The following is a 19,931-nucleotide window of genomic DNA, read 5'->3' as shown; positions in this document are numbered from 1 at the left end:
TTATGCGAAATCTTCTAGTTTCAATGTGATATCTTCCCATTCTTGCATGAGTTGGGTAAGTTTATTTTTGTTAGCTTGATAGGTATCAAAGAAACCTGGTTTAGAAGAAACTTCGTCATAATTTACAGCGAGCTCCACATCTGCCTCTTTAATTTCTTTTTCTAACTGATTTATTTTAGACTCGGTATTACTCAACCTGTTGTTTAAAGATTTTAGTTTCTTTTGGTCGTCGTAAGACTGGGTTTTCTTTTCTTTAGGAGCAGATTTTATAACGGTACGTTTTTCTACTTCACGTAAATTCTCCACATTACGCTGCTCTAAATAATAATCTATATCTCCTAAATACTTCTTGATTTTTTCGTCTTTAAATTCATAAACCGTATCTGTTAATCCTTGTAAGAAATCACGATCATGCGAAACCAAAAGAAGTGTACCTTCAAAACGTTTTAAGGCATCTTTTAAAACGTTTTTAGATTTAATATCTAAGTGATTGGTTGGCTCATCCATAATAAGCACATTAAAAGGTTGCAGCATTAATTTTGCAAGTGCCAAACGGTTACGTTCTCCCCCAGAAAGTACTCTTACATATTTCTCTGCTTCGTCACCACGAAATAAAAACGAACCTAAAATATCACGAACTTTACTTCTATTGGTTTCATTTGCAGCATCAATCATGGTATCTAAAACGGTTTTGCTACCGTCTAAATATTCTGCTTGATTTTGAGCAAAATAACCAATCTGTACGTTATGCCCCAGTTTTAAGATTCCGTCGTGTTTTAAATCACCAACCAAAATTTTAGCAAGCGTAGATTTACCTTGTCCATTCTGACCAACAAATGCCGTCTTCACATCCCGTTCAATCATTAAACTCACTTCGGATAAGACTTGGTTTTCACCGTAATTCTTAGAAATCTTATCTGCTTCTACCACTACTTTCCCAGGAGTTATAGAAACTGGAAAATTTAAAGTCATTACAGAGTTATCGTCTTCGTCTACTTCAATTCTATCAATTTTGTCCAGCTTTTTTATTAGCGATTGTGCCATGGTTGCTTTACTCGCTTTGGCTCTAAATTTTTCAATTAGTTTTTCCGTCTGCTCAATCTGTTTTTGCTGATTTTTTTGCGACGCTAATTGTTGTGCTTTAATTTCATTTCTCAGCACTAAATACTTTGTATATGGTTTTGGGTAATCGTAAATTCTTCCTAAAGAAACCTCAATGGTTCTATTAGTTACATTATCTAAAAACATTTTATCATGCGAAACAATCACGACTGCTCCAGAATAATTTTTCAAGAATCCTTCTAACCAGATAATAGATTCTATATCCAAGTGATTGGTTGGCTCATCTAATAATAGTAAGTCATTATTTTGAAGAAGGAGTTTCGCTAATTCAATACGCATTCTCCAACCTCCAGAAAAAGTATCGGTAAGTTTATTAAAGTCTTCGCGTTTAAAACCTAGACCTTGTAATATTTTTTCGGTTTCCCCTTGATAGTTATACCCACCAAGAATTTCGAAGGAATGCTGTAAATCGTTAAGATCAATCATTATTTGATTGTATCCTTCACTTTCGTAATCGGTACGTTCTACAAGTTGTGTGTTTATTTCCTCTAACTGTGCTTCTACTTTTTTAATTTCGGTAAAGGCTTGGTAGGATTCTTCTAAAACTGTTCTTCCTAAAACAAAATCTATATCTTGTTTTAAAAAGCCAATCTTTAAATCTTTATCTGCTGCTAATTGTCCAGAATCTGGTTCTAATTCCTTAGATAAAATTTTAAGCATGGTAGATTTCCCTGCTCCATTTTTACCTATTAACCCAACACGATCGCCAGAATTTAATTTAAATGTAATTTCTTCGAATAAATATTCGCCTTGAAAAGATATAGATAGATTGTGTATGTTAAGCATAGTTTGGTAACAATTGTTACTTTAATTTAATAAATATTGGCTAATTTTGTTTGATTGAACAGATTTAATAACCAGTTTGCAAAAGTACATAAATAATATGTTTAAAAAAGGTTCTAAATTATATAGTATTTTAACGGGTTCTTGCCCAAAGTGTCATCAAGAATCGATGTATAGTGACACCAATCCATATCACTTATCCAAGACATTAACCATGCACGAAAATTGCTCGCATTGTGGTATAAAATACAAGATAGAACCATCGTTTTTTTACGGTGCAATGTATGTTAGTTACGGTGTTGGTATTGCTTTTGCTGTTGCTGCAGCTGTAATTAGTGGTGTTTTTCTAAAAGCATCCATTCATTATGTTTTTGCTTCTATAGTTGGAACATTAATTGTTTTTGCTCCAATAATCATGCGTATTTCTAGAAATATATGGATCAATATGTTTGTCCATTTTGATAAGAATGCAGTGAAAAATAAATAATTATTTGGGCGTTACCACAAGGGTCGCGCTTTCCATTAGATCTTTTTACTTCTATATCCCGTAACTATTAAGGAAATTTATACTTCCGTAAAAAGGATGCCATTGCAATCGCTAACGCAAGCAAGCTCCATCTTTTTTCTATATCACAAGCTTAGTTTTGCAATAGCTAGTCGTATTTATTTAAATCTAGCAATATCAATTTCGTTTTCCAAAGCTATATTATTCTCTATACGATCGAATAGCTGTTTTGCTACATAAGGAGCAATCATAACACCTCTTGTACCTAAACCATTAAGCACATACATATTTTCATGTATTTCATGTTGACCAACAAGCGGTCTTCTATCGGTAACTGTTGGTCGTATTCCTGCTACTTGATTAACGACTTCAAAATCACATTTTAAAAACGTTTTAAGCTTTTTTAAGAGCGCTTCTCTAGCTTCTGCTGTTATGTTGTTAGTTTTATCTTTCCAATCGTAAGTTGCCCCAACAGTGTACAAATCGTTTCCTATAGGAATTAGAAACACACTCGATTTTAAAACGTAGTCCATTTTTAAATCTGGAGCATGAATAGTAAGTAATTCTCCTTTTACTTCTTTTAAAGGAAGGTCTTTAAAAAACAGATTCTTTTTAACACCAAAACCTTCCGCAAAAACAATATGTTTTGCTGTAATATCTTTATATTGAATAAGGTCTTCGGTAATTAATGCTTCATAAGCAAAAGCATCTTCTATTAGTTGATTGTTTTCTAATAGTTGTTTTTTATAGCTTTCAATTAATAGTTTAGTATCAATTCTTCCGGTTTCTAAAACTTTTCCGAAGCCAAAATTAGCATCAATAGCCACGTTATCATTTTTAATAATCTGTGTAGAAAGATATTCACTAAGCTCAGGCTTATCTGAAGCTGTAAACCATTCGTTTTGTTCTTGCACAGAAGTGAACCTTCTATAGACTGGTGTTTTATGATCTAAGGTAACTTTTAAATCGTTTTCTAATTTACTATAAATAGGAAGTGCCAATTCTAACTGTTCTTTACTTTTCCAAACGGAAGTAAATCGTTTTAAAACCACAGGATTGTATAAGCCTCCTGCTACTACAGAAGAATGCTGTGATTTATTATCAAACACCACAAAGCTTTTATTATTGGCTTTTAATTGCTCACAGAAATGAATTCCTGCAAGACCACTACCAACTATAATGTAATCTACGTTTTTCATGAGTAACAAAAATACTGTTTTTAGTGCATAAAAAACGCCCACTATTTCTAGTGAGCGCTATTTTTATTTTAAGAAAGTCTTAGTAAGACCACATGTCCATTTCAAAGTTTCTGATTTTATCTTTAATTCTATCAGATTCTAATAGTTGCATTAAAGCGTTTTCAGTAATATACTCGTCTACTGTTCTATCTCCAAACACGTTTTCTTCTTTATAAACGTAACCGTTAAAACGTCTAGCATTTAAAATATGATCGAATGAAAATGGTACAGCACTGTTTTTATTATTGAATGCTTTTGCTTCATGTAAAACATCTCTTGCATCTGGAAAGAATATCCAATATAAAGGGTTTGGTTCTTTATTTGCTTCGTCATCACTATCAATAAAGTTTACATCGGCTGCTGCTGGAGCAAGACCTAATAATCTAAATTTAAGTTCTCCTTGACGTTTATCAAAGTACCAAAGACCTTTTATTAAATATGCGCTTACATCGTAAGAAGATATTTCTCTTTTAGTAATATACTCTGCATCTACAAAGCCATCTGCATTTAATTGATCATAACCAATATCTAAAGTATCTACTTTAGAAGTTATATCCTTTAAATCTTTTAAGCTACGTTTTGCAGTAAAATAAGAATCATCGTAAACATTTTCAATTTTACCTTCTCTGATTGCTTTTGTTAAAACATCATATAGAGAACGTCTGTTACTTCCAATGTTATTAGTATCCACAGGATAATACAAAGGAAAGTTTACACGCTCGTCTAAAACCACTTTTTCCCAAGTCATTTTAGAGTACATAATGTCTCTATCATCTACATAACCGTATTCTAATGGTTTATCATTATCTACAGCTTTTTGTGCTTCGGTTCTAACTCCTATTTCTTGAGGTGTCTTCGCATTTAAAATATTCGCTTGCGAAAAACCTGCAGTTGTTAGCGCTACACTAAAAATGGTTAATAAAAAAGATTTATAATTCATCTTACAATAATTAATTTTAATTAATAATACTATAAAGTTGGTTTAGTTAGATAACTCTATAATAATTGGTGCTGCTGGCTTAATTCTTGGTCCATTACTACTTGATTTAATATCAAATATTTGAACATCAGAACCACGCTTTGCTTTACGTAAAGCAGACTTAGCTTGTGAGTTAAGTTTGTTACCTTGACAAGTAACACTTGGTGAACCAGGTACTTTAAATTTAAATGATGTTACTTTTAAAGGTAAATCGAAATCAAAGTCTTCTAATACAGCTTCTACTCTACCAATTTCCACATTGTTTCTTGGTAAACTAAATTGTCCTGTTTTACCTGCCATTTGACCAGAAGGCTTAGGAATATCTTTAATTCTGAATGTTTTTCTATCTGAAGCTGGAGTACCGTCGTCTAGTTTAGCTGTAACGTTAATAGTTACTTCTTTACCAGTTGTTGGTACCATGTTGTATTTACCTGTTCCAGAACCTTTACTTAAACCTGCTCCACTAGCAGATACTTTGTTATCTGGTACACCTGCAAAAGAAATAGTCATAGGGTTACTTACACCACGATAAACAACATTCATTTTATCTGCAGATATAGTTGCAGAATTAGGTCTTGGTACTACTACGTAGTTCGCATTAACAATAGGAATTTCTAATTCCTTACCATTCTCAATAAAAGTAAATTTACCTTCTATTTGGTGCTCACCAACATTTCCAACGTTAAAGTCTAAAGTAGCAGCTCCTGTTGAGTCAATAGCTTTAGATAAGTCTACTTCATTTCCTTGAACAGTTAATTTAGTAGGTGCAACATTTGCATACTTACCAATAACTACTCTACCTTGAAATTTCTCACCTGCAAAAAACGCAGACTTGTCAGCCAATACAATTGCTTTATAATTATTTAAAGTTGTAGCTTCAGAAACAATGTTTCCTAAAAACAGACTAAACATATCTGATTCTGTAACTTTAATATCATTTTGCATTGCTGTTAATTTCGTATAAGAAGCAATTGCTGGAAAACCTTGATAGTTATAAGCTAACCAATCAATCTTTTTTCCATCTTTATTAGGTACAGATTCTGTACTGAACGTTTTAGCAAAAGCTTGCGCTCTACCTCTATAACTTTCATCTTTAGCAAGAATATCATTAATCGCTTTTTTGTAAGCATTAATATTATCCATTACCTCTTGACCTTTCTTAGTTAAACGATCTCCTGTAAACCAAGCTTCATCCAAGATGTCTGTTTTGTCCATTGCTTCAAAAGGCAATTTCCCTTGTTCATCTAATTTATATTGACCTGCTTTTACTAGATCAGTCTTTAAAGATTCTACATACTTGTAAAATTTATCTGAAGCAATTTTAACTTCCTGAGCTCTTGCTGCAGGTATTTTAAATTCCTTTGGATTTTCATCAGATTTAATTTCTAATGCAGCTAGTAACTTATCATTTCTATCTGTAGTAGCTTCGTTAGAATCTGCGAATTTCGCTTCCATCAGTCCAAATGCTGAAAGTACTTCTTTAGACATATTCATAGCCATCATTGCGATGAATACTAAATACATCAAGTTAATCATTTTCTGCCTTGCGGATGCTTTTCCTCCTGCCATGTTTAATTAGTTTTTATTGGTTAATAAATATTAGTTAATAAAACTAATTAGTTTTTGTTCATTGCAGAAAGCATTCCACCATATACTCCATTTAAAGAAGATAAGTTTGAAGCTAATGATTGCATTTGCTCTTTTAATTTAGTTGCATTTTCAACAGCTTCTTCATTAATACTAGCTTGTCTGCTTGCACTATCCATTTGTACTTTATAAAGGCTATTTAAAGACTCCATTTGTGCAGCAGCTAAAGACATTTCTTCGCTATATTTCTTTTGTGCTTGAATTCCATCTACAGTTGGAGAAATTCCTTTAGCAGCACCTTCAAAATTTTTGATACTTGCTCCTAAACTTGCCATTAATTCACCATCAATTTTAGCATCCTTTAATAAGTTATCTAATTTTTTAGAAAGTAAACCTTCTGCATCTTTAGGTTCTTCTTTTAATTTCTTAGCACCTAATGAAGCACCACCTGATAATTCAGGATAAACTAAAGACCAGTCTAAATCACTTGATTGTCTTTCAAAAGCTGAATATGTAAATACTAATGCTTCTACAATCATACCTAAAGTTAGGATTTCAGAACCATAAGGCCAGTGCTGAATTTTAAATAAAGCTCCAACGATTACAATTGCTGCTCCTAATCCGTAGATCATATTAGTTACTGTGATTTTACCTTTTTGTGCCATAATTTTTAGTTTTTTTTAAATAAGTATTTCTACTTTAGTTGGTTAATATATTACTAATTGGGTTAATCTTTTATTATCTAGCGTTAGCTGTTACATCTGTTCCCATGTAATCTTGAACAGTTCTAAAGCCAATATAACTTCTTGCAGAATCTGCATACTCATAATCTCTTGAACTTACTTGTAGGTAGTAAGCAACATCTTTCCAAGATCCTCCTCTAACTACTTTTCTTTGGTTGTTTACATCATTAACACTAGGGTTAATTGTAGAAACATACTCATAAGAACCAGGATCGTAAGATGCACTTACCCATTCTGAAACGTTTCCAGCCATATTATATAAGTTATAATCATTTGGCTCATAAGATTTCGCTTCTACAGTGTATAAAGCTTGATCTGCAGCATAATCTCCTCTTAAAGGTTTAAAGTTTGCCATGAAACATCCTCTATCATTTTTAGGATAAGGTCCTCCCCAAGGGAAAGTTGCTCCTTGTAAACCTCCTCTTGCAGCATATTCCCATTCTGCTTCAGATGGTAATCTATACTCATTTACAAAATGTTGATTTTTTTCTTTTCTGTATGCATTGTGATATAAAGTTCTCCATTCACAAAAAGCTTTTGCTTGTTTCCAAGAAATACCTACTACTGGATATTCTCCATAAGCATCATGCCAGAAATAATCATTATGCATTGGTTCGTTATATGAATATGCAAAATCTCTAATCCAAGCAGTTGTATCTGGATAAATCTCTACAGCTTCTGTAATTAAGAATTCAGATCTTCTTTTTCCTTTATTACTAGCTTTTGCAGCTTTTTCAATATCCATGTATGTATATTGAAATTTAAACTTAGAAACATCCCAAGTACGTTGTCCGTTATAAGACTCCTCTATAGGTAAGTACATAGTATCCATTACTTCTACATAGTACTCATCTGGATATTCTGAAGTATCAAAAAGTAAATCTACATCGTGATTTAACTTTCTACCTTCGTAACCAGTTTCGCCCATTCCACTGTAGTTGTCATACATGTACTGCTCGTAAGCATTCATGTTTTCAGGATCTGCATCTTTAAATGCAAAGTCACCAATACCACCATCTCCAGGAGTTGCTCCTACCTCATCTGCTAATATGGCAAGTTTGGTTCTAATAGTAGAATCTCTAACCCATTGTACAAATTTACGATACTCACTATTTGTGATTTCCGTTGCGTCCATATAGAACGATCTTACTGTTACCGTTTTTGTTGGCGCATCTTGAATTCCAGCTAAATCATCATCTGATTTACCCATAATAAATGCTCCTCCAGGAATTAATTCCATTCCGTAAGGTTTTTCTGGATGCCATTTTTTTCCTTTAACACCTACTAACTGACCTCTGTCTCCAGAACCACAACTTGTAAGGAATGCTAAAACTACTGTTAATAAAAGAAAATTCTTCATATTTATTGAAAACTCGAGGTTAATTATTCTATGCTCAAAATTTAAGAGCGTAAACATATTTATATATTTTTTAAAAAACAACTTTTTTGTCAAAAAAAATTACGCTTCGTCGTAAAAATAAAACATTTAAACGACAAAACATGGATTTAATTGCGTTATTCTATTTATACACAATTCTTTTGAAATGCTTTGTACCATCTCTCTGGTATTATATTGTTACAAGCATCCACATAATCTTGATGCATGCATGGTAATAACGTATGTCTTTTTAATTTATTATTCATTTCATTTAAAAAAGGTATTTCAATCCACCATCTACCAGTTTTAACACTTTTATAAAACACTAAATCTTGATCTTCGATTAGTGTAATAAACTTTTGATAATTATTTTCATCTTTAAAATCATCATCTTTTACTCTATAATTAACACCTTCTATAAAGTACCAAATAATTTGAGAGATTAACATAGATGTGATCTCATCATCTTTAGAAGGATTATATTCCCAAAGACCAAAAGAGGTTACCTTATTACTTATTCCTGCATAACGCGAAATAGCACAGATTTCTTTTCCGTCTAAACCATTTGGTGACATTTTTTGGTTTAAACTAACTTCAGATGATTTAACAGACCCTAAATCTACACTTACAATATTCGCATCTCGCATTATAGGTTCTACAACGGTAATGTCATTAGAAACTTCACCTAAGCGATACGCATCAAAGTACAATCGCTCCATTAAATCTATTTCTTCTTGCGAATTGAAATAGGTTTGATACCCGATTGCAGAATAGTTAAACAGATTAAAAGGTTGGTCTAATATTATTTTACCAACAAAACTGTTATTCTTAATCGGTTTTGCTGAATCCCCTAAATCAAACTTAGCATCTACATTAACAATATTCACCATTGGTATAATATCGTCATAAGCACGATAATTGGCGTATGTTAAATCTTGACTCCCTCCAATTATTATTGGTATGATACCTTTTTGAACTAAAATGGTAATGGTAGTCTTTAAAGCAAAATAAGTATCTTCTACAGATTCTCCTTTATTAATATCGCCTAAATCGGCAATAGTTGTATTCCAACTTCCAGGAAAAAGGGCATAAAAGGATTTTCGTATTTCGTTTAAGTTGAAATCCTCTCCTATATGATTAACATCATTTCTAGTTTCAAGAACTCCTAATATAGCAAGCTGTACGCCATCTAAATCTGGAACACCCTGTTGCTTAGAATGTATTTTCAATTTTCTACCTAAAGCCTGCACAGGTAACAACTCGTTATGCGCTAAAACTAAATCGGAAACTGGTGAAAGAAAATCAAAATTCATGTATTATATTATTTCTTTTTTGCTGTTGTTTTTTTCTTTGCAGGTGCCTTTTTCTTTGCAGGAGCTTTTTTCTTCGCTTTCTTCTTAGGCGCATTTTGTTCGATGATTCCTTTTACTTCTTCTAAAGTTAAAGCTGGAGCATCTGTAGTTTTAGGTAATTCAATTTTCACTTTACCTTGTAATATATTGAATCTTCCCCAACGTGCTTTTTCTACACGAATACCTTCATCTTCCCAGTTATGAATAACCTTATCAATTTCTTTCTGGATCTTTGTTTCAATTAATTCTACAATATCCGTATCAGATAAATCATCCCAGTCGTACTTTTTGTTTACGTTAATAAACATATCGTTCCATTTTATAAATGGACCAAAACGACCTTTTCCTTTTTGTACTGGTAAATCTTGATAATGATAAATTGGAGCATCTGCTTTTTGTTTTTCTTTAATTAAAACAATAGCATCGTCTAACTCTACCGTTAATGGATCGGTTCCTTTTGGTAGCGAAACATAAGCGGTTCCAAACTTCACATAAGGACCAAAACGACCATTATTTACTTGAATTTCTTCATCTTCGTAAGTTCCTAAATTTTTAGGAAGCTGAAACAAGTCCATCGCTTCCTCAAAAGAAATAGTCCCTAATTGTTGCTCCGGACTTAAACTAGCATAAGTTGGTGTTTCTTCATCGTCAGGCTCTCCCATTTGCACCATTGGTCCAAATTTACCTAAACGTACACTTACGCGTTTTCCTGTCTTTGGATCTTTTCCTAAAATACGTTCTCCAGATTCTCTTTCGGCATTTTCTTGTACATCTTCTACTTTTGGATGAAAGGTTTTGTAGAAAGATTTCATCATCTTTTTCCAATCCTTCTTCCCTTCTGCTATATCATCAAACTGACTTTCTACTTTAGCTGTAAAATTATAATCTAAAATACTTTCAAAATGATTTACTAAAAAATCGGTTACAATGATACCAATATCTGTTGGCACTAATTTTCCTTTATCCGACCCTACTTTTTCTGTAAGCATTACATCTTTCACGTTTCCGCTAGTTAATGTAAGTTGTGTATAATCGCGTTCTACGCCATCAACCGCTCCTTTTTCTACATAATTTCTATTTTGAATAGTAGAAATTGTTGGTGCATACGTAGACGGTCTACCAATACCAAGCTCTTCTAATTTCTTCACTAAAGAAGCTTCTGTAAATCTTGCTGGTGGTCTTGTGTAACGTTCTGTTGCGGTAATGTAATTATTTAAAAGCGACTCGTTTACTTTCATTGCTGGAAGCATACCGTCTTGCTCTACATCTTCATCATCTGTACCTTCTAAGTATACTTTTAAAAACCCTTCAAATTTAATAACCTCCCCATTTGCTGTAAAGGTTTCTTTATTTGTGGATGATTCTATTCTAACATTGGTACGTTCTAATTGCGCTTCACTCATTTGTGATGCAATAGCACGCTTCCAAATTAAATCGTATAATCTTGCTTGATCTCTGTCTATATCCACAGAGTGCGTTGCAAAATTAGTAGGACGAATCGCCTCATGCGCTTCTTGAGCACCTTTAGACTTTCCTTTATAATTTCTTGGTTTGCTATATTTTTCTCCATAAGCAGATTCTATTTCTGCTTGTGCGCCATTTTTTGCTTCGTCAGATAAGTTTACACTATCTGTTCTCATATATGTAATCAAACCGGCTTCATATAGACGTTGCGCCATATTCATGGTTTTACTTACTGAAAAATATAATTTTCTTGCTGCTTCTTGTTGTAATGTAGAAGTAGTAAAAGGTGCTGCTGGTGATTTTTTTGCTGGTTTTTTCTGAAGATCGGCAACTTTAAAATTGGCATCTGCATTACTTTCTAGAAACGCATAGGCTTCTTTTTTTGTTGCAAAATTCTTAGGAAGCTTCGCCTTAAAGGATTGTCCTGCTTCATTTGAAAATTCTGCATCAATTCTATAGGATGCTTCTGCAGTAAAATTGGTAATCTCTCTTTCTTTTTCTACAATTAATCTCACAGAAACCGATTGTACACGTCCTGCAGAAAGACCTCCTTTTACTTTTCGCCATAACACTGGAGAAAGTTCATAACCTACAATTCTATCTAAAACTCTTCGTGCTTGTTGCGCATCTACTAAATGGTAATCGATATCTCTAGGATTCTCTATTGCCTTTTTAATAGCCGTCTTAGTAATCTCATGAAAAACAATACGTTTCGTCTTCTCTTTATCTAGCTTTAGCGTTTCTGCTAAATGCCATGCAATTGCTTCTCCTTCTCTATCTTCATCACTAGCTAGCCAAACCATGTCTGCTTTTTTAGCTAAATCTTTCAGTTTTTTTACAACTGCTTTTTTATCTTTAGATACTTCATATTTAGGGTCAAAATCACCTTCTACATCTACCCCTAATTCCTTAGAAGGTAAATCTGCAATATGTCCAAAACTAGACTCTACTTTAAAATCCTTTCCAAGAAATTTTTCAATAGTTTTTGCTTTCGCAGGTGACTCTACTATAACTAAATTCTTCGCCATATTTCTATTTTTTCAGAGTGCAAAGGTATGTGAAAAAAAATTCACGTTCCTAATTTATTCTTTCCCGAGACGTTAATTCCTTAAAAATAGACTCTAAAAAAGCCCGAATTAACAGGGTTTTTCACAATATATACACTATTTTAAATATTTTTTATTTGCTTATTTTCTTCTTGATAATCGAAACCAACAGACTCCTTATTATATAGTACACAGAAATATATGGTTTCAAAAACACCAATAAAACAGAGAATCACACCTATTTATATATACAAAAAGAGAACTTACCATTACCAACCCAAAAGTAATTCGCTATTTTTTTTTATTTCCTAAAGCAAGACTAGGTTTTACCTTTTTATTTCAAATTACTAAAATATCTTATTTATATTTTGACTACCCCTTACAAAACGAACAATTACTAACAGCAATTGTGAAAAATTTACACACTGTCACTTTGTCACTTTACTTAAAATATTTGTATCTTTGCATACTTATTGACCAAGATTAATTTCAATTAACAGACTTCCGATTTTACGGAAAATGCGATATTCCGTTTTCACGGAACACTAAAGATGGAAAAGACAATAGACGAAAACAAACAAGGTGAAAATCTTGTTATAGAAAATAAAGAAGGGAACAAAAAAAAGCTTTTTATTGAAAGTTACGGCTGCGCTATGAATTTTAGCGATAGTGAAATTGTAGCTTCCATACTTTCTGACCAAGGATATAATACCACACAAAACCTAGAAGATGCCGATTTGGTTTTGGTGAATACCTGCTCGATTAGAGATAAAGCGGAACAAACCGTTAGGAAACGTTTAGAAAAATACAACGCCATAAAACGCGATACCAACCCAAATATGAAAGTGGGTGTTTTAGGTTGTATGGCAGAACGTTTAAAAAGCAAGTTTCTAGAAGAAGAAAAAATTGTAGACCTTGTTGTTGGTCCAGATGCATACAAAGACATTCCTAACCTTCTTGCAGAAGTAGAAGATGGTAGAGATGCAATAAATGTTATCTTATCTAAAGAAGAAACCTATGGTGATATTTCACCAGTGCGTTTAAACACCAATGGTGTTACTGCCTTTGTTTCTATAACACGTGGTTGTGATAATATGTGTACCTTCTGTGTGGTTCCTTTTACAAGAGGAAGAGAACGTAGTCGTGATCACCAAAGTATTATTGAAGAAATTAATGATTTATGGAGCAGAGGATACAAGGAAATCACGTTACTCGGACAAAACGTAGATAGTTACCTTTGGTATGGTGGAGGATTAAAAAAAGATTTTGTAAAGGCTACAGATATGCAAAAGGCAACTGCTGTAAACTTCTCGAAGCTTTTAGAATTATGCGCACAAGCACAACCAAAAATGCGAATTCGTTTTTCTACTTCTAATCCGCAAGACATGACGCTAGATGTGGTAGAAACTATGGCGAAATACAAAAACATTTGCAACTACATACATCTACCTGTACAAAGTGGAAGCAACCGCATTTTAAAGGAAATGAACAGACAGCATACTCGTGAAGAGTATATTGATTTGATAAACAATATCAAACGCATCCTTCCGGAATGCACCATTAGCCAAGATATGATTACAGGTTTCCCAACAGAAACTGAAGAAGACCATCAAGACACATTAAGCTTAATGAAAGAAGTAAGATATGCCTTTGGTTATATGTTTGCGTATTCGGAAAGACCAGGAACTATGGCCGAGCGTAAACTGGATGATGATATTCCTTTAGCCGTTAAGAAAAGACGTTTACAGGAAGTTATCGATTTACAATTAGAACATAGTTTTGATAAAACAAAATCGTTTATCGGAAAAACCGTAGAAGTTTTAATTGAGAAAGAAGCTAGAAAAGGCAACAAGGATTGGTCTGGACGTAATGACCAAAACTTACTTTGTGTGTTCCCAAAAGATATTTATAAGGTTGGTGAATTTGTAAACGTAAAAATTATTAGCGCTACAAAAACCACTTTAATTGGTGAACCTGTTGGTTATTCTGAAAATAATTAACAAATTCCTGCACAAGCAGGAATCTATTAAAAATTAAAAGAAGTTAAACTAAAAAGGTTCCTGCCTTCGCAGGAAATGATATGGAATCCATTCAAGCAACAAAACAACGTTTCGGTATTATTGGTAACGACCCAACACTTAATCGTGCCATAGAAAAAGCCATTCAAGTAGCACCAACAGATATTTCGGTTTTAGTAACTGGAGAATCTGGTGTTGGTAAAGAGAGTATTCCCAAAATTATACATTCGCTTTCCCACAGAAAGCATGGAAAATATATAGCAGTAAACTGTGGTGCAATCCCTGAAGGAACCATAGATTCTGAACTTTTTGGTCACGAAAAAGGAGCCTTTACTGGAGCTACAGCAACCAGAAATGGGTATTTTGAAGTAGCAGATGGCGGAACCATCTTTTTAGATGAAGTTGGAGAATTACCATTAACCACACAAGTACGTTTACTTCGTGTTCTTGAAAATGGCGAATTTCTAAAAGTAGGTTCTAGTAAAGTGCAAAAAACAGATGTGCGTATTGTTGCAGCTACCAACGTAAATATGTTTGATGCTATTAAAAAAGAAAAATTTAGAGAAGATTTATACTACAGACTAAGCACTATAGAAATTAACCTTCCTGCACTTCGTGAACGTAAAGAAGACATCCATTTACTTTTCAGAAAATTTGCTAGTGACTTTGCATTAAAATATAAAATGCCAACTATTAAATTAACAGAAGATGCAATACCTGTATTGTTAAAGTTTAGATGGTCTGGTAACATTAGACAATTACGAAATGTCGCCGAACAAATTTCGGTTTTAGAACAAAATCGTACCATAACTGCGGAAGTACTTCAAGGATATTTACCAACTGGAAGCTCCAACTTACCTGCTGTTATTAAAAACACCAAAGCAGAAAGTGATTTTAGCAATGAGCGCGAAATCTTGTACAAGGTTTTATTTGACATGAAAGCAGATTTAAACGATCTTAAAAAGCTTACCATGGAGCTCATGAAAAATGGTAACGCAACAGAAGTACAAGAAAAAAACGAAGGCTTAATTCAGAAAATATATGGTAACGAAGAGGATACCGATTATGAAGAGGAAGAAAAAGAAGAATTAAAAGTACTCGCTATTTCGCAAAACGCAAATCCCGAAAACCTTCAAAATACATCCGACAAGTATCATTTTGCGGAAGAAATTGAAGAAGAGGAAACACTTTCGTTACACGATAAAGAACTAGAGTTAATTAAAAAGTCTTTAGAACGTCATCAAGGAAAACGCAAGTTAGCAGCAGCAGAACTTGGTATAAGCGAACGTACATTATATAGAAAAATAAAACAATTCGATTTGTAACAAAACTTTAAGTAAATAAAAGTTTAAAAAAGTTATTTTTGAATAATTATAGCATAGATGAAAGCAGTAGAAATATTTTTAATAAAAAAATCTTTTCGTCCTAACAGCTCTGAAGCAATAAGACAAGAAGCCGAAGACCTAATTAATGAAAAACACTACCAAGGTTACCGACTTATTAATGCTGATTTTGATGTTGCAGATAATGCTGGGTATATTTATGCATACATAACAATGAAAAAACCAAACACGTATTAATTCATTTCTGCGAAAGCAGGAATCTTATTATTGTAACTTAATGTTAAAAACAAAACACCTATTTCTTTTACTAGTAACCACCACGTTTTTTGCATGTGGACCATACTCTTTCACAGGAGCATCTATCGCGTCGAACGTAAAAACGTTTCAAGTAAATTATTTTCAAAACAATGCTATTTTAGTAGAACCAGGTTTAAATAGAGATTTTACTATAGCATTACAAGATTTAATTACCAACCAAACCAATTTAAGTTTGGTGAATTCTAATGCCGATTTGGTTTACGAAGGTGAAATTGTTGAATATAGAATTTCTCCAACCACAGCAACTTCTGAGAATACCGCAGCACAAAACCGTTTAACGATTAGTGTTAATGTGCGTTTTTTTAACAAAAAAAACGAAGAAGATGATTTTGAGCAACGTTTTTCTTTTTACTATGATTATGGAGGAAGCGAACAACTTACAGGCACTATAAAAACAACCGCTTTTGAAGAAATTTTTGAACGTTTAACGCAAGATATCTTTAATGCTTCACTAGCAAAGTGGTAGTAAAAAAGTTTACGGTTAGCAGTCGTAGTTTACAGTAAAAACAAATTTGACTTAGTCCATGAACAATACAGATTTCATACAATTATTACAGCATCCGCAACAGGTTACTGCTTCAGATACCGAAGCATTAAAAACCGTTTTGGATGCCTTTCCGTATTGTCAATCTGCAAGAGCCATTTATTTAAAAGGACTAAAAAACAAAGAAAGTTTTAACTACAACCAAGAACTTAAAAAGACAGCAAGTTATACTACAGACAGAAGTATTTTGTTTGATTATATCACTTCTGAAAAATTTCTTCAAAACGAAATCTCGCAACACATCAAACAAAACACAGAACATGTAAAAGATATTACTGTGGATGTAGAAGACATTTCGGTAAACAGAAACGTTACTTTAGATGATGCGTTAAGACAACAGATAAAAGATACTACTGGTGTTTTAGATCCTGAATTATTTCAGCCAAAAATAGAGCGCTCCAAAATTGCCAACTTTAGTTTAGAGGTTTCGGAAAAAATAGAAGCAGCAGAAGAAAGTATAACTACAAAAGAAACGTCACCTAACGAAGTTTTAAACATTGGCAAACCTTTAGAGTTTGAAAACACAGAAACACATTCGTTTAACGAATGGTTAAAATTAGCAAAGTTTACGCCTATTCAACGCGAAGAAAAACAAGAAGTTGTAGAAGAAATAAAAACAGAAAAGGAGAAGAAATTTGATCTTATAGAGCGTTTTATAACCAAAAATCCAAAACTAAAGCCTACAAAAACAGCTAAAGTAAATGTTAATATTGCCGAAGCGCAAATGATACAACCAGAGGCACTAATGACGGAAACATTAGCGCGGATTTACGTGGAACAAAAAAACTATAAAAAGGCATTACAATCTTATAAAATATTAAGTTTGAAATATCCAGAAAAAAGTGGTTTCTTTGCAGACCAAATTAAGGCAGTAAAACAATTACAAGAACAAAACAATAAAGAATAACAACATGTTTACAGTATTTTTAATATTAATAGTAGTGGTAGCATTTTTGCTAGTTGTAGTAATAATGGTACAAAACCCAAAAGGTGGCGGATTATCTTCATCCTTTGGTGGTGGTGGAACACAACAGTTAGGTGGTGTTCAAAAAACAACCGACTTTTTAGACAAAAGCACATGGACGCTTGCAACTATTTTAATTGTATTAATTTTAGTTTCTAACGTTGCCATTAACAATGGAACAACAACTACAGAATCTAAAGCTTTAGATACAGATAATATTGTACAACCAATAGAAGTACCAACAGCTCCTGCACAAACAGAAGATACTGCACAGTAATCTGTTTTAAAAATATTCAAAATGCCAACTTTTTAAAGTTGGCATTTTTTTTTGCCTAAAATCTACTTTCCTAGTTTATAATATGAAGACATTCGGCAACTTTGTCAGTCCTACTCTATTGGCACATTTTTAGCTTCGTTAAAAACAGCAAAACTATTTTTAATAAATAAAAACATATATAATGAGTAAAGTAAACATCAAACCACTTGCAGATCGCGTTTTAATAGAACCACTTCCAGCAGAAACTCAGACAGCTTCAGGTTTATTTATTCCAGATTCAGCCCAAGAAAAACAACATAAAGGTACTGTTATAGCAATTGGATCAGGTAAAAAAGACGAACCTCTAACTGTAAAAATTGGAGATACTGTTCTTTACGGAAAATATTCTGGTAACGAATTAAAATTAGATGGTCATGACTATTTAATGATGCGTGAAGAAGATATCATGGCAATTATATAATTGTCAATTGAATTGTCACACTGAGCGCAGTCGAAGTGTCTCAATCTGATTTTTTAAACAATTAATTTCAATTAAAAAGATTCCTGCCTTCGCAGGAATGATAAATAAAATTTTAACGATGGCAAAAGACATAAAATTTGATATAGATGCACGCGACGGTTTAAAACGTGGTGTAGATGCATTAGCAAACGCTGTAAAAGTAACACTAGGTCCTAAAGGACGTAACGTAATTATTAGTAGAAGCTTTGGTGCTCCACAAGTAACTAAAGATGGTGTAACCGTTGCAAAAGAGATCGAGTTAGAAGATCCTCTTGAAAACATGGGAGCACAAATGGTAAAAGAAGTTGCAAGTAAAACCAATGACCTTGCAGGTGATGGTACTACTACAGCAACGGTTCTTGCACAAGCAATTGTAAAAGAAGGTTTAAAAAATGTTGCTGCTGGCGCAAATCCTATGGATTTAAAACGTGGTATTGACAAAGCAGTAGCTGCAATAGTTGAAGACTTAGAAAAACAAACGCAAAAAGTTGGAAACTCTTCCGATAAAATAAAACAAGTAGCATCTATTTCTGCAAATAACGATGATGTTATTGGAGATTTAATTGCTATGGCTTTTGGTAAAGTTGGAAAAGAAGGGGTTATTACTGTGGAAGAAGCTAAAGGAACAGATACGTATGTAGATGTTGTGGAAGGTATGCAGTTTGACAGAGGTTATTTATCTCCTTATTTTGTTACAGATAGTGACAAAATGATTACCGATTTAGAAAACCCTTACATTTTATTGTATGATAAAAAAGTATCTACAATGAAAGATTTACTTCCTGTTCTTGAACCGGTAGCACAATCTGGAAAACCATTATTAATTATTGCAGAAGATGTAGATGGTGAAGCACTTGCAACTTTAGTAGTAAATAAATTACGTGGTTCTTTAAAAATTGCTGCTGTAAAAGCGCCAGGATTTGGTGACAGACGTAAAGCAATGTTAGAAGATATTGCAGTCTTAACTGGTGGAACTGTTATTTCTGAAGAAAGAGGATTTACTTTAGAAAACACAACATTAGAAATGCTTGGTACTGCAGAACGCATTACAATTGACAAAGACAATACTACTGTAATTAATGGTGCTGGAGAAAAGAGCATGATTAAAAACAGAGTGAATCAAATTAAATCGCAAATTGAATCTACAACTAGCGATTATGACAAGGAAAAACTACAAGAGCGTTTAGCGAAACTTGCTGGTGGAGTTGCTGTACTTTATGTTGGTGCTGCTAGTGAAGTAGAAATGAAAGAAAAGAAAGACCGAGTAGATGATGCTTTACATGCAACACGTGCTGCAGTAGAAGAAGGTATTGTTGCTGGTGGTGGTGTTGCTCTTGTTCGTGCTAAAAAAGTATTAGAAAATATTACTACAGAAAATTTAGACGAAACTACAGGAGTACAAATTGTAAACAGAGCTATAGAAGCTCCTTTACGTACCATCATTGAAAATGCTGGTGGCGAAGGAAGTGTAGTACTAAACAAAGTACTAGAAGGTAAAAAAGACTTTGGTTACGACGCAAAAACAGATACCTATGTAGATATGCTGAAAGCTGGAATTATAGATCCTAAAAAAGTAACTAGAATTGCATTAGAAAATGCTGCTTCTGTTGCCGGAATGATCTTAACTACAGAATGTGCTTTAATAGATATTAAAGAAGATGCTCCTGCTGGAATGCCAGGAGGAATGGGTGGCGGTATGCCAGGAATGATGTAACAGCGATTCGCAACTGACAGGTTACTCACTCTTGTGTATTATAAGAAGAGTCTTCTG

The 19,931-nt window shown here is 33.3% G+C and carries 17 protein-coding genes; 9 read left to right on the top strand and 8 right to left on the bottom strand.

The window, feature by feature from the left end; translation table 11 throughout:
• Window positions 1–1,908, bottom strand: a complete 1,908-nt coding sequence (locus AMD28_RS12195; RefSeq protein WP_055444427.1) for an ABC-F family ATP-binding cassette domain-containing protein — start codon at window positions 1,906–1,908, stop codon at window positions 1–3.
• Between the two features lie 97 nt (window positions 1,909–2,005).
• Between AMD28_RS12195 and AMD28_RS12190 the strand changes: the two genes are divergently transcribed.
• Window positions 2,006–2,392, top strand: coding sequence for a DUF983 domain-containing protein (locus AMD28_RS12190; protein WP_055444426.1), 387 nt, complete (start codon window positions 2,006–2,008; stop codon window positions 2,390–2,392).
• Between the two features lie 176 nt (window positions 2,393–2,568).
• On the opposite strand, the gene AMD28_RS12185 is transcribed toward AMD28_RS12190, so the two are convergent.
• From AMD28_RS12185 to topA, 7 genes are all read right to left on the bottom strand, one after another.
• Window positions 2,569–3,609 (bottom strand): NAD(P)/FAD-dependent oxidoreductase, encoded by a 1,041-nt coding sequence (locus AMD28_RS12185; RefSeq protein ID WP_055444425.1) that lies wholly within the window; start codon window positions 3,607–3,609, stop codon window positions 2,569–2,571.
• 79 nt (window positions 3,610–3,688) lie between these two features.
• Entirely contained in the window at window positions 3,689–4,588 is a 900-nt protein-coding gene (porN, locus tag AMD28_RS12180) for a type IX secretion system ring subunit PorN/GldN (protein WP_055444424.1), read from the bottom strand.
• A gap of 42 nt (window positions 4,589–4,630) precedes the next feature.
• Entirely contained in the window at window positions 4,631–6,196 is a 1,566-nt protein-coding gene (porM, locus tag AMD28_RS12175) for a type IX secretion system motor protein PorM/GldM (protein ID WP_055444423.1), read from the bottom strand.
• Between the two features lie 47 nt (window positions 6,197–6,243).
• Window positions 6,244–6,879 (bottom strand): type IX secretion system motor protein PorL/GldL, encoded by a 636-nt coding sequence (porL, locus tag AMD28_RS12170; RefSeq protein WP_055444422.1) that lies wholly within the window; start codon window positions 6,877–6,879, stop codon window positions 6,244–6,246.
• Window positions 6,880–6,952: 73 nt separating this feature from the next.
• Entirely contained in the window at window positions 6,953–8,317 is a 1,365-nt protein-coding gene (porK, locus tag AMD28_RS12165; RefSeq protein ID WP_055444421.1) for a T9SS ring complex lipoprotein PorK/GldK, read from the bottom strand.
• Between the two features lie 164 nt (window positions 8,318–8,481).
• The gene (locus tag AMD28_RS12160; RefSeq protein WP_055444420.1) at window positions 8,482–9,648 is read right to left on the bottom strand and encodes a formimidoylglutamase; all 1,167 of its coding nucleotides are present in this window, start codon (window positions 9,646–9,648) and stop codon (window positions 8,482–8,484) included.
• An 8-nt stretch (window positions 9,649–9,656) separates the two neighbouring features.
• Complete coding sequence (gene topA, locus AMD28_RS12155; protein ID WP_055444419.1) at window positions 9,657–12,179, bottom strand: type I DNA topoisomerase; 2,523 nt, start codon at window positions 12,177–12,179, stop codon at window positions 9,657–9,659.
• A gap of 569 nt (window positions 12,180–12,748) precedes the next feature.
• On the opposite strand from topA, the gene miaB reads away from it, so the two are divergent.
• The 8 genes from miaB (at window position 12,749) to groL (ending at window position 19,874) form a co-directional block, all read left to right on the top strand.
• Window positions 12,749–14,197: a tRNA (N6-isopentenyl adenosine(37)-C2)-methylthiotransferase MiaB gene (miaB, locus tag AMD28_RS12150; protein ID WP_055444418.1), complete on the top strand. Its 1,449-nt coding sequence runs from the start codon at window positions 12,749–12,751 to the stop codon at window positions 14,195–14,197.
• A gap of 80 nt (window positions 14,198–14,277) precedes the next feature.
• Complete coding sequence (locus AMD28_RS12145) at window positions 14,278–15,540, top strand: sigma-54 interaction domain-containing protein (RefSeq protein WP_055444417.1); 1,263 nt, start codon at window positions 14,278–14,280, stop codon at window positions 15,538–15,540.
• A 57-nt stretch (window positions 15,541–15,597) separates the two neighbouring features.
• A complete protein-coding gene (locus AMD28_RS12140) occupies window positions 15,598–15,795 on the top strand; it encodes a hypothetical protein (RefSeq protein ID WP_055444416.1) in 198 nt (65 codons plus the stop codon).
• Between the two features lie 40 nt (window positions 15,796–15,835).
• A complete protein-coding gene (locus AMD28_RS12135) occupies window positions 15,836–16,342 on the top strand; it encodes an LptE family protein (protein WP_055444415.1) in 507 nt (168 codons plus the stop codon).
• Window positions 16,343–16,400: 58 nt separating this feature from the next.
• The gene (locus AMD28_RS12130) at window positions 16,401–17,327 is read left to right on the top strand and encodes a hypothetical protein (protein WP_055444414.1); all 927 of its coding nucleotides are present in this window, start codon (window positions 16,401–16,403) and stop codon (window positions 17,325–17,327) included.
• A gap of 4 nt (window positions 17,328–17,331) precedes the next feature.
• Window positions 17,332–17,661 (top strand): preprotein translocase subunit SecG, encoded by a 330-nt coding sequence (secG, locus tag AMD28_RS12125; protein ID WP_055444413.1) that lies wholly within the window; start codon window positions 17,332–17,334, stop codon window positions 17,659–17,661.
• A 181-nt stretch (window positions 17,662–17,842) separates the two neighbouring features.
• The gene (locus AMD28_RS12120) at window positions 17,843–18,121 is read left to right on the top strand and encodes a co-chaperone GroES (protein ID WP_055444412.1); all 279 of its coding nucleotides are present in this window, start codon (window positions 17,843–17,845) and stop codon (window positions 18,119–18,121) included.
• Between the two features lie 118 nt (window positions 18,122–18,239).
• Window positions 18,240–19,874, top strand: a complete 1,635-nt coding sequence (groL, locus tag AMD28_RS12115) for a chaperonin GroEL (RefSeq protein ID WP_055444411.1) — start codon at window positions 18,240–18,242, stop codon at window positions 19,872–19,874.
• The last annotated feature ends 57 nt before the right edge of the window (window positions 19,875–19,931 follow it).

The organism is Lacinutrix himadriensis (assembly GCF_001418105.1).
GTDB classification, from domain to species: domain Bacteria; phylum Bacteroidota; class Bacteroidia; order Flavobacteriales; family Flavobacteriaceae; genus Oceanihabitans; species Oceanihabitans himadriense.
This window is presented reverse-complemented; position numbering and strand designations above follow the sequence as displayed.

Coding starts and splice junctions, on each gene's coding strand:
- AMD28_RS12195 (WP_055444427.1), bottom strand. CDS start 1,908: ATGCTTAACATACACAATCTATCTATATCTTTTCAAGGCGAATATTTA.
- AMD28_RS12190 (WP_055444426.1), top strand. CDS start 2,006: ATGTTTAAAAAAGGTTCTAAATTATATAGTATTTTAACGGGTTCTTGC.
- AMD28_RS12185 (WP_055444425.1), bottom strand. CDS start 3,609: ATGAAAAACGTAGATTACATTATAGTTGGTAGTGGTCTTGCAGGAATT.
- porN (WP_055444424.1), bottom strand. CDS start 4,588: ATGAATTATAAATCTTTTTTATTAACCATTTTTAGTGTAGCGCTAACA.
- porM (WP_055444423.1), bottom strand. CDS start 6,196: ATGGCAGGAGGAAAAGCATCCGCAAGGCAGAAAATGATTAACTTGATG.
- porL (WP_055444422.1), bottom strand. CDS start 6,879: ATGGCACAAAAAGGTAAAATCACAGTAACTAATATGATCTACGGATTA.
- porK (WP_055444421.1), bottom strand. CDS start 8,317: ATGAAGAATTTTCTTTTATTAACAGTAGTTTTAGCATTCCTTACAAGT.
- AMD28_RS12160 (WP_055444420.1), bottom strand. CDS start 9,648: ATGAATTTTGATTTTCTTTCACCAGTTTCCGATTTAGTTTTAGCGCAT.
- topA (WP_055444419.1), bottom strand. CDS start 12,179: ATGGCGAAGAATTTAGTTATAGTAGAGTCACCTGCGAAAGCAAAAACT.
- miaB (WP_055444418.1), top strand. CDS start 12,749: ATGGAAAAGACAATAGACGAAAACAAACAAGGTGAAAATCTTGTTATA.
- AMD28_RS12145 (WP_055444417.1), top strand. CDS start 14,278: ATGGAATCCATTCAAGCAACAAAACAACGTTTCGGTATTATTGGTAAC.
- AMD28_RS12140 (WP_055444416.1), top strand. CDS start 15,598: ATGAAAGCAGTAGAAATATTTTTAATAAAAAAATCTTTTCGTCCTAAC.
- AMD28_RS12135 (WP_055444415.1), top strand. CDS start 15,836: ATGTTAAAAACAAAACACCTATTTCTTTTACTAGTAACCACCACGTTT.
- AMD28_RS12130 (WP_055444414.1), top strand. CDS start 16,401: ATGAACAATACAGATTTCATACAATTATTACAGCATCCGCAACAGGTT.
- secG (WP_055444413.1), top strand. CDS start 17,332: ATGTTTACAGTATTTTTAATATTAATAGTAGTGGTAGCATTTTTGCTA.
- AMD28_RS12120 (WP_055444412.1), top strand. CDS start 17,843: ATGAGTAAAGTAAACATCAAACCACTTGCAGATCGCGTTTTAATAGAA.
- groL (WP_055444411.1), top strand. CDS start 18,240: ATGGCAAAAGACATAAAATTTGATATAGATGCACGCGACGGTTTAAAA.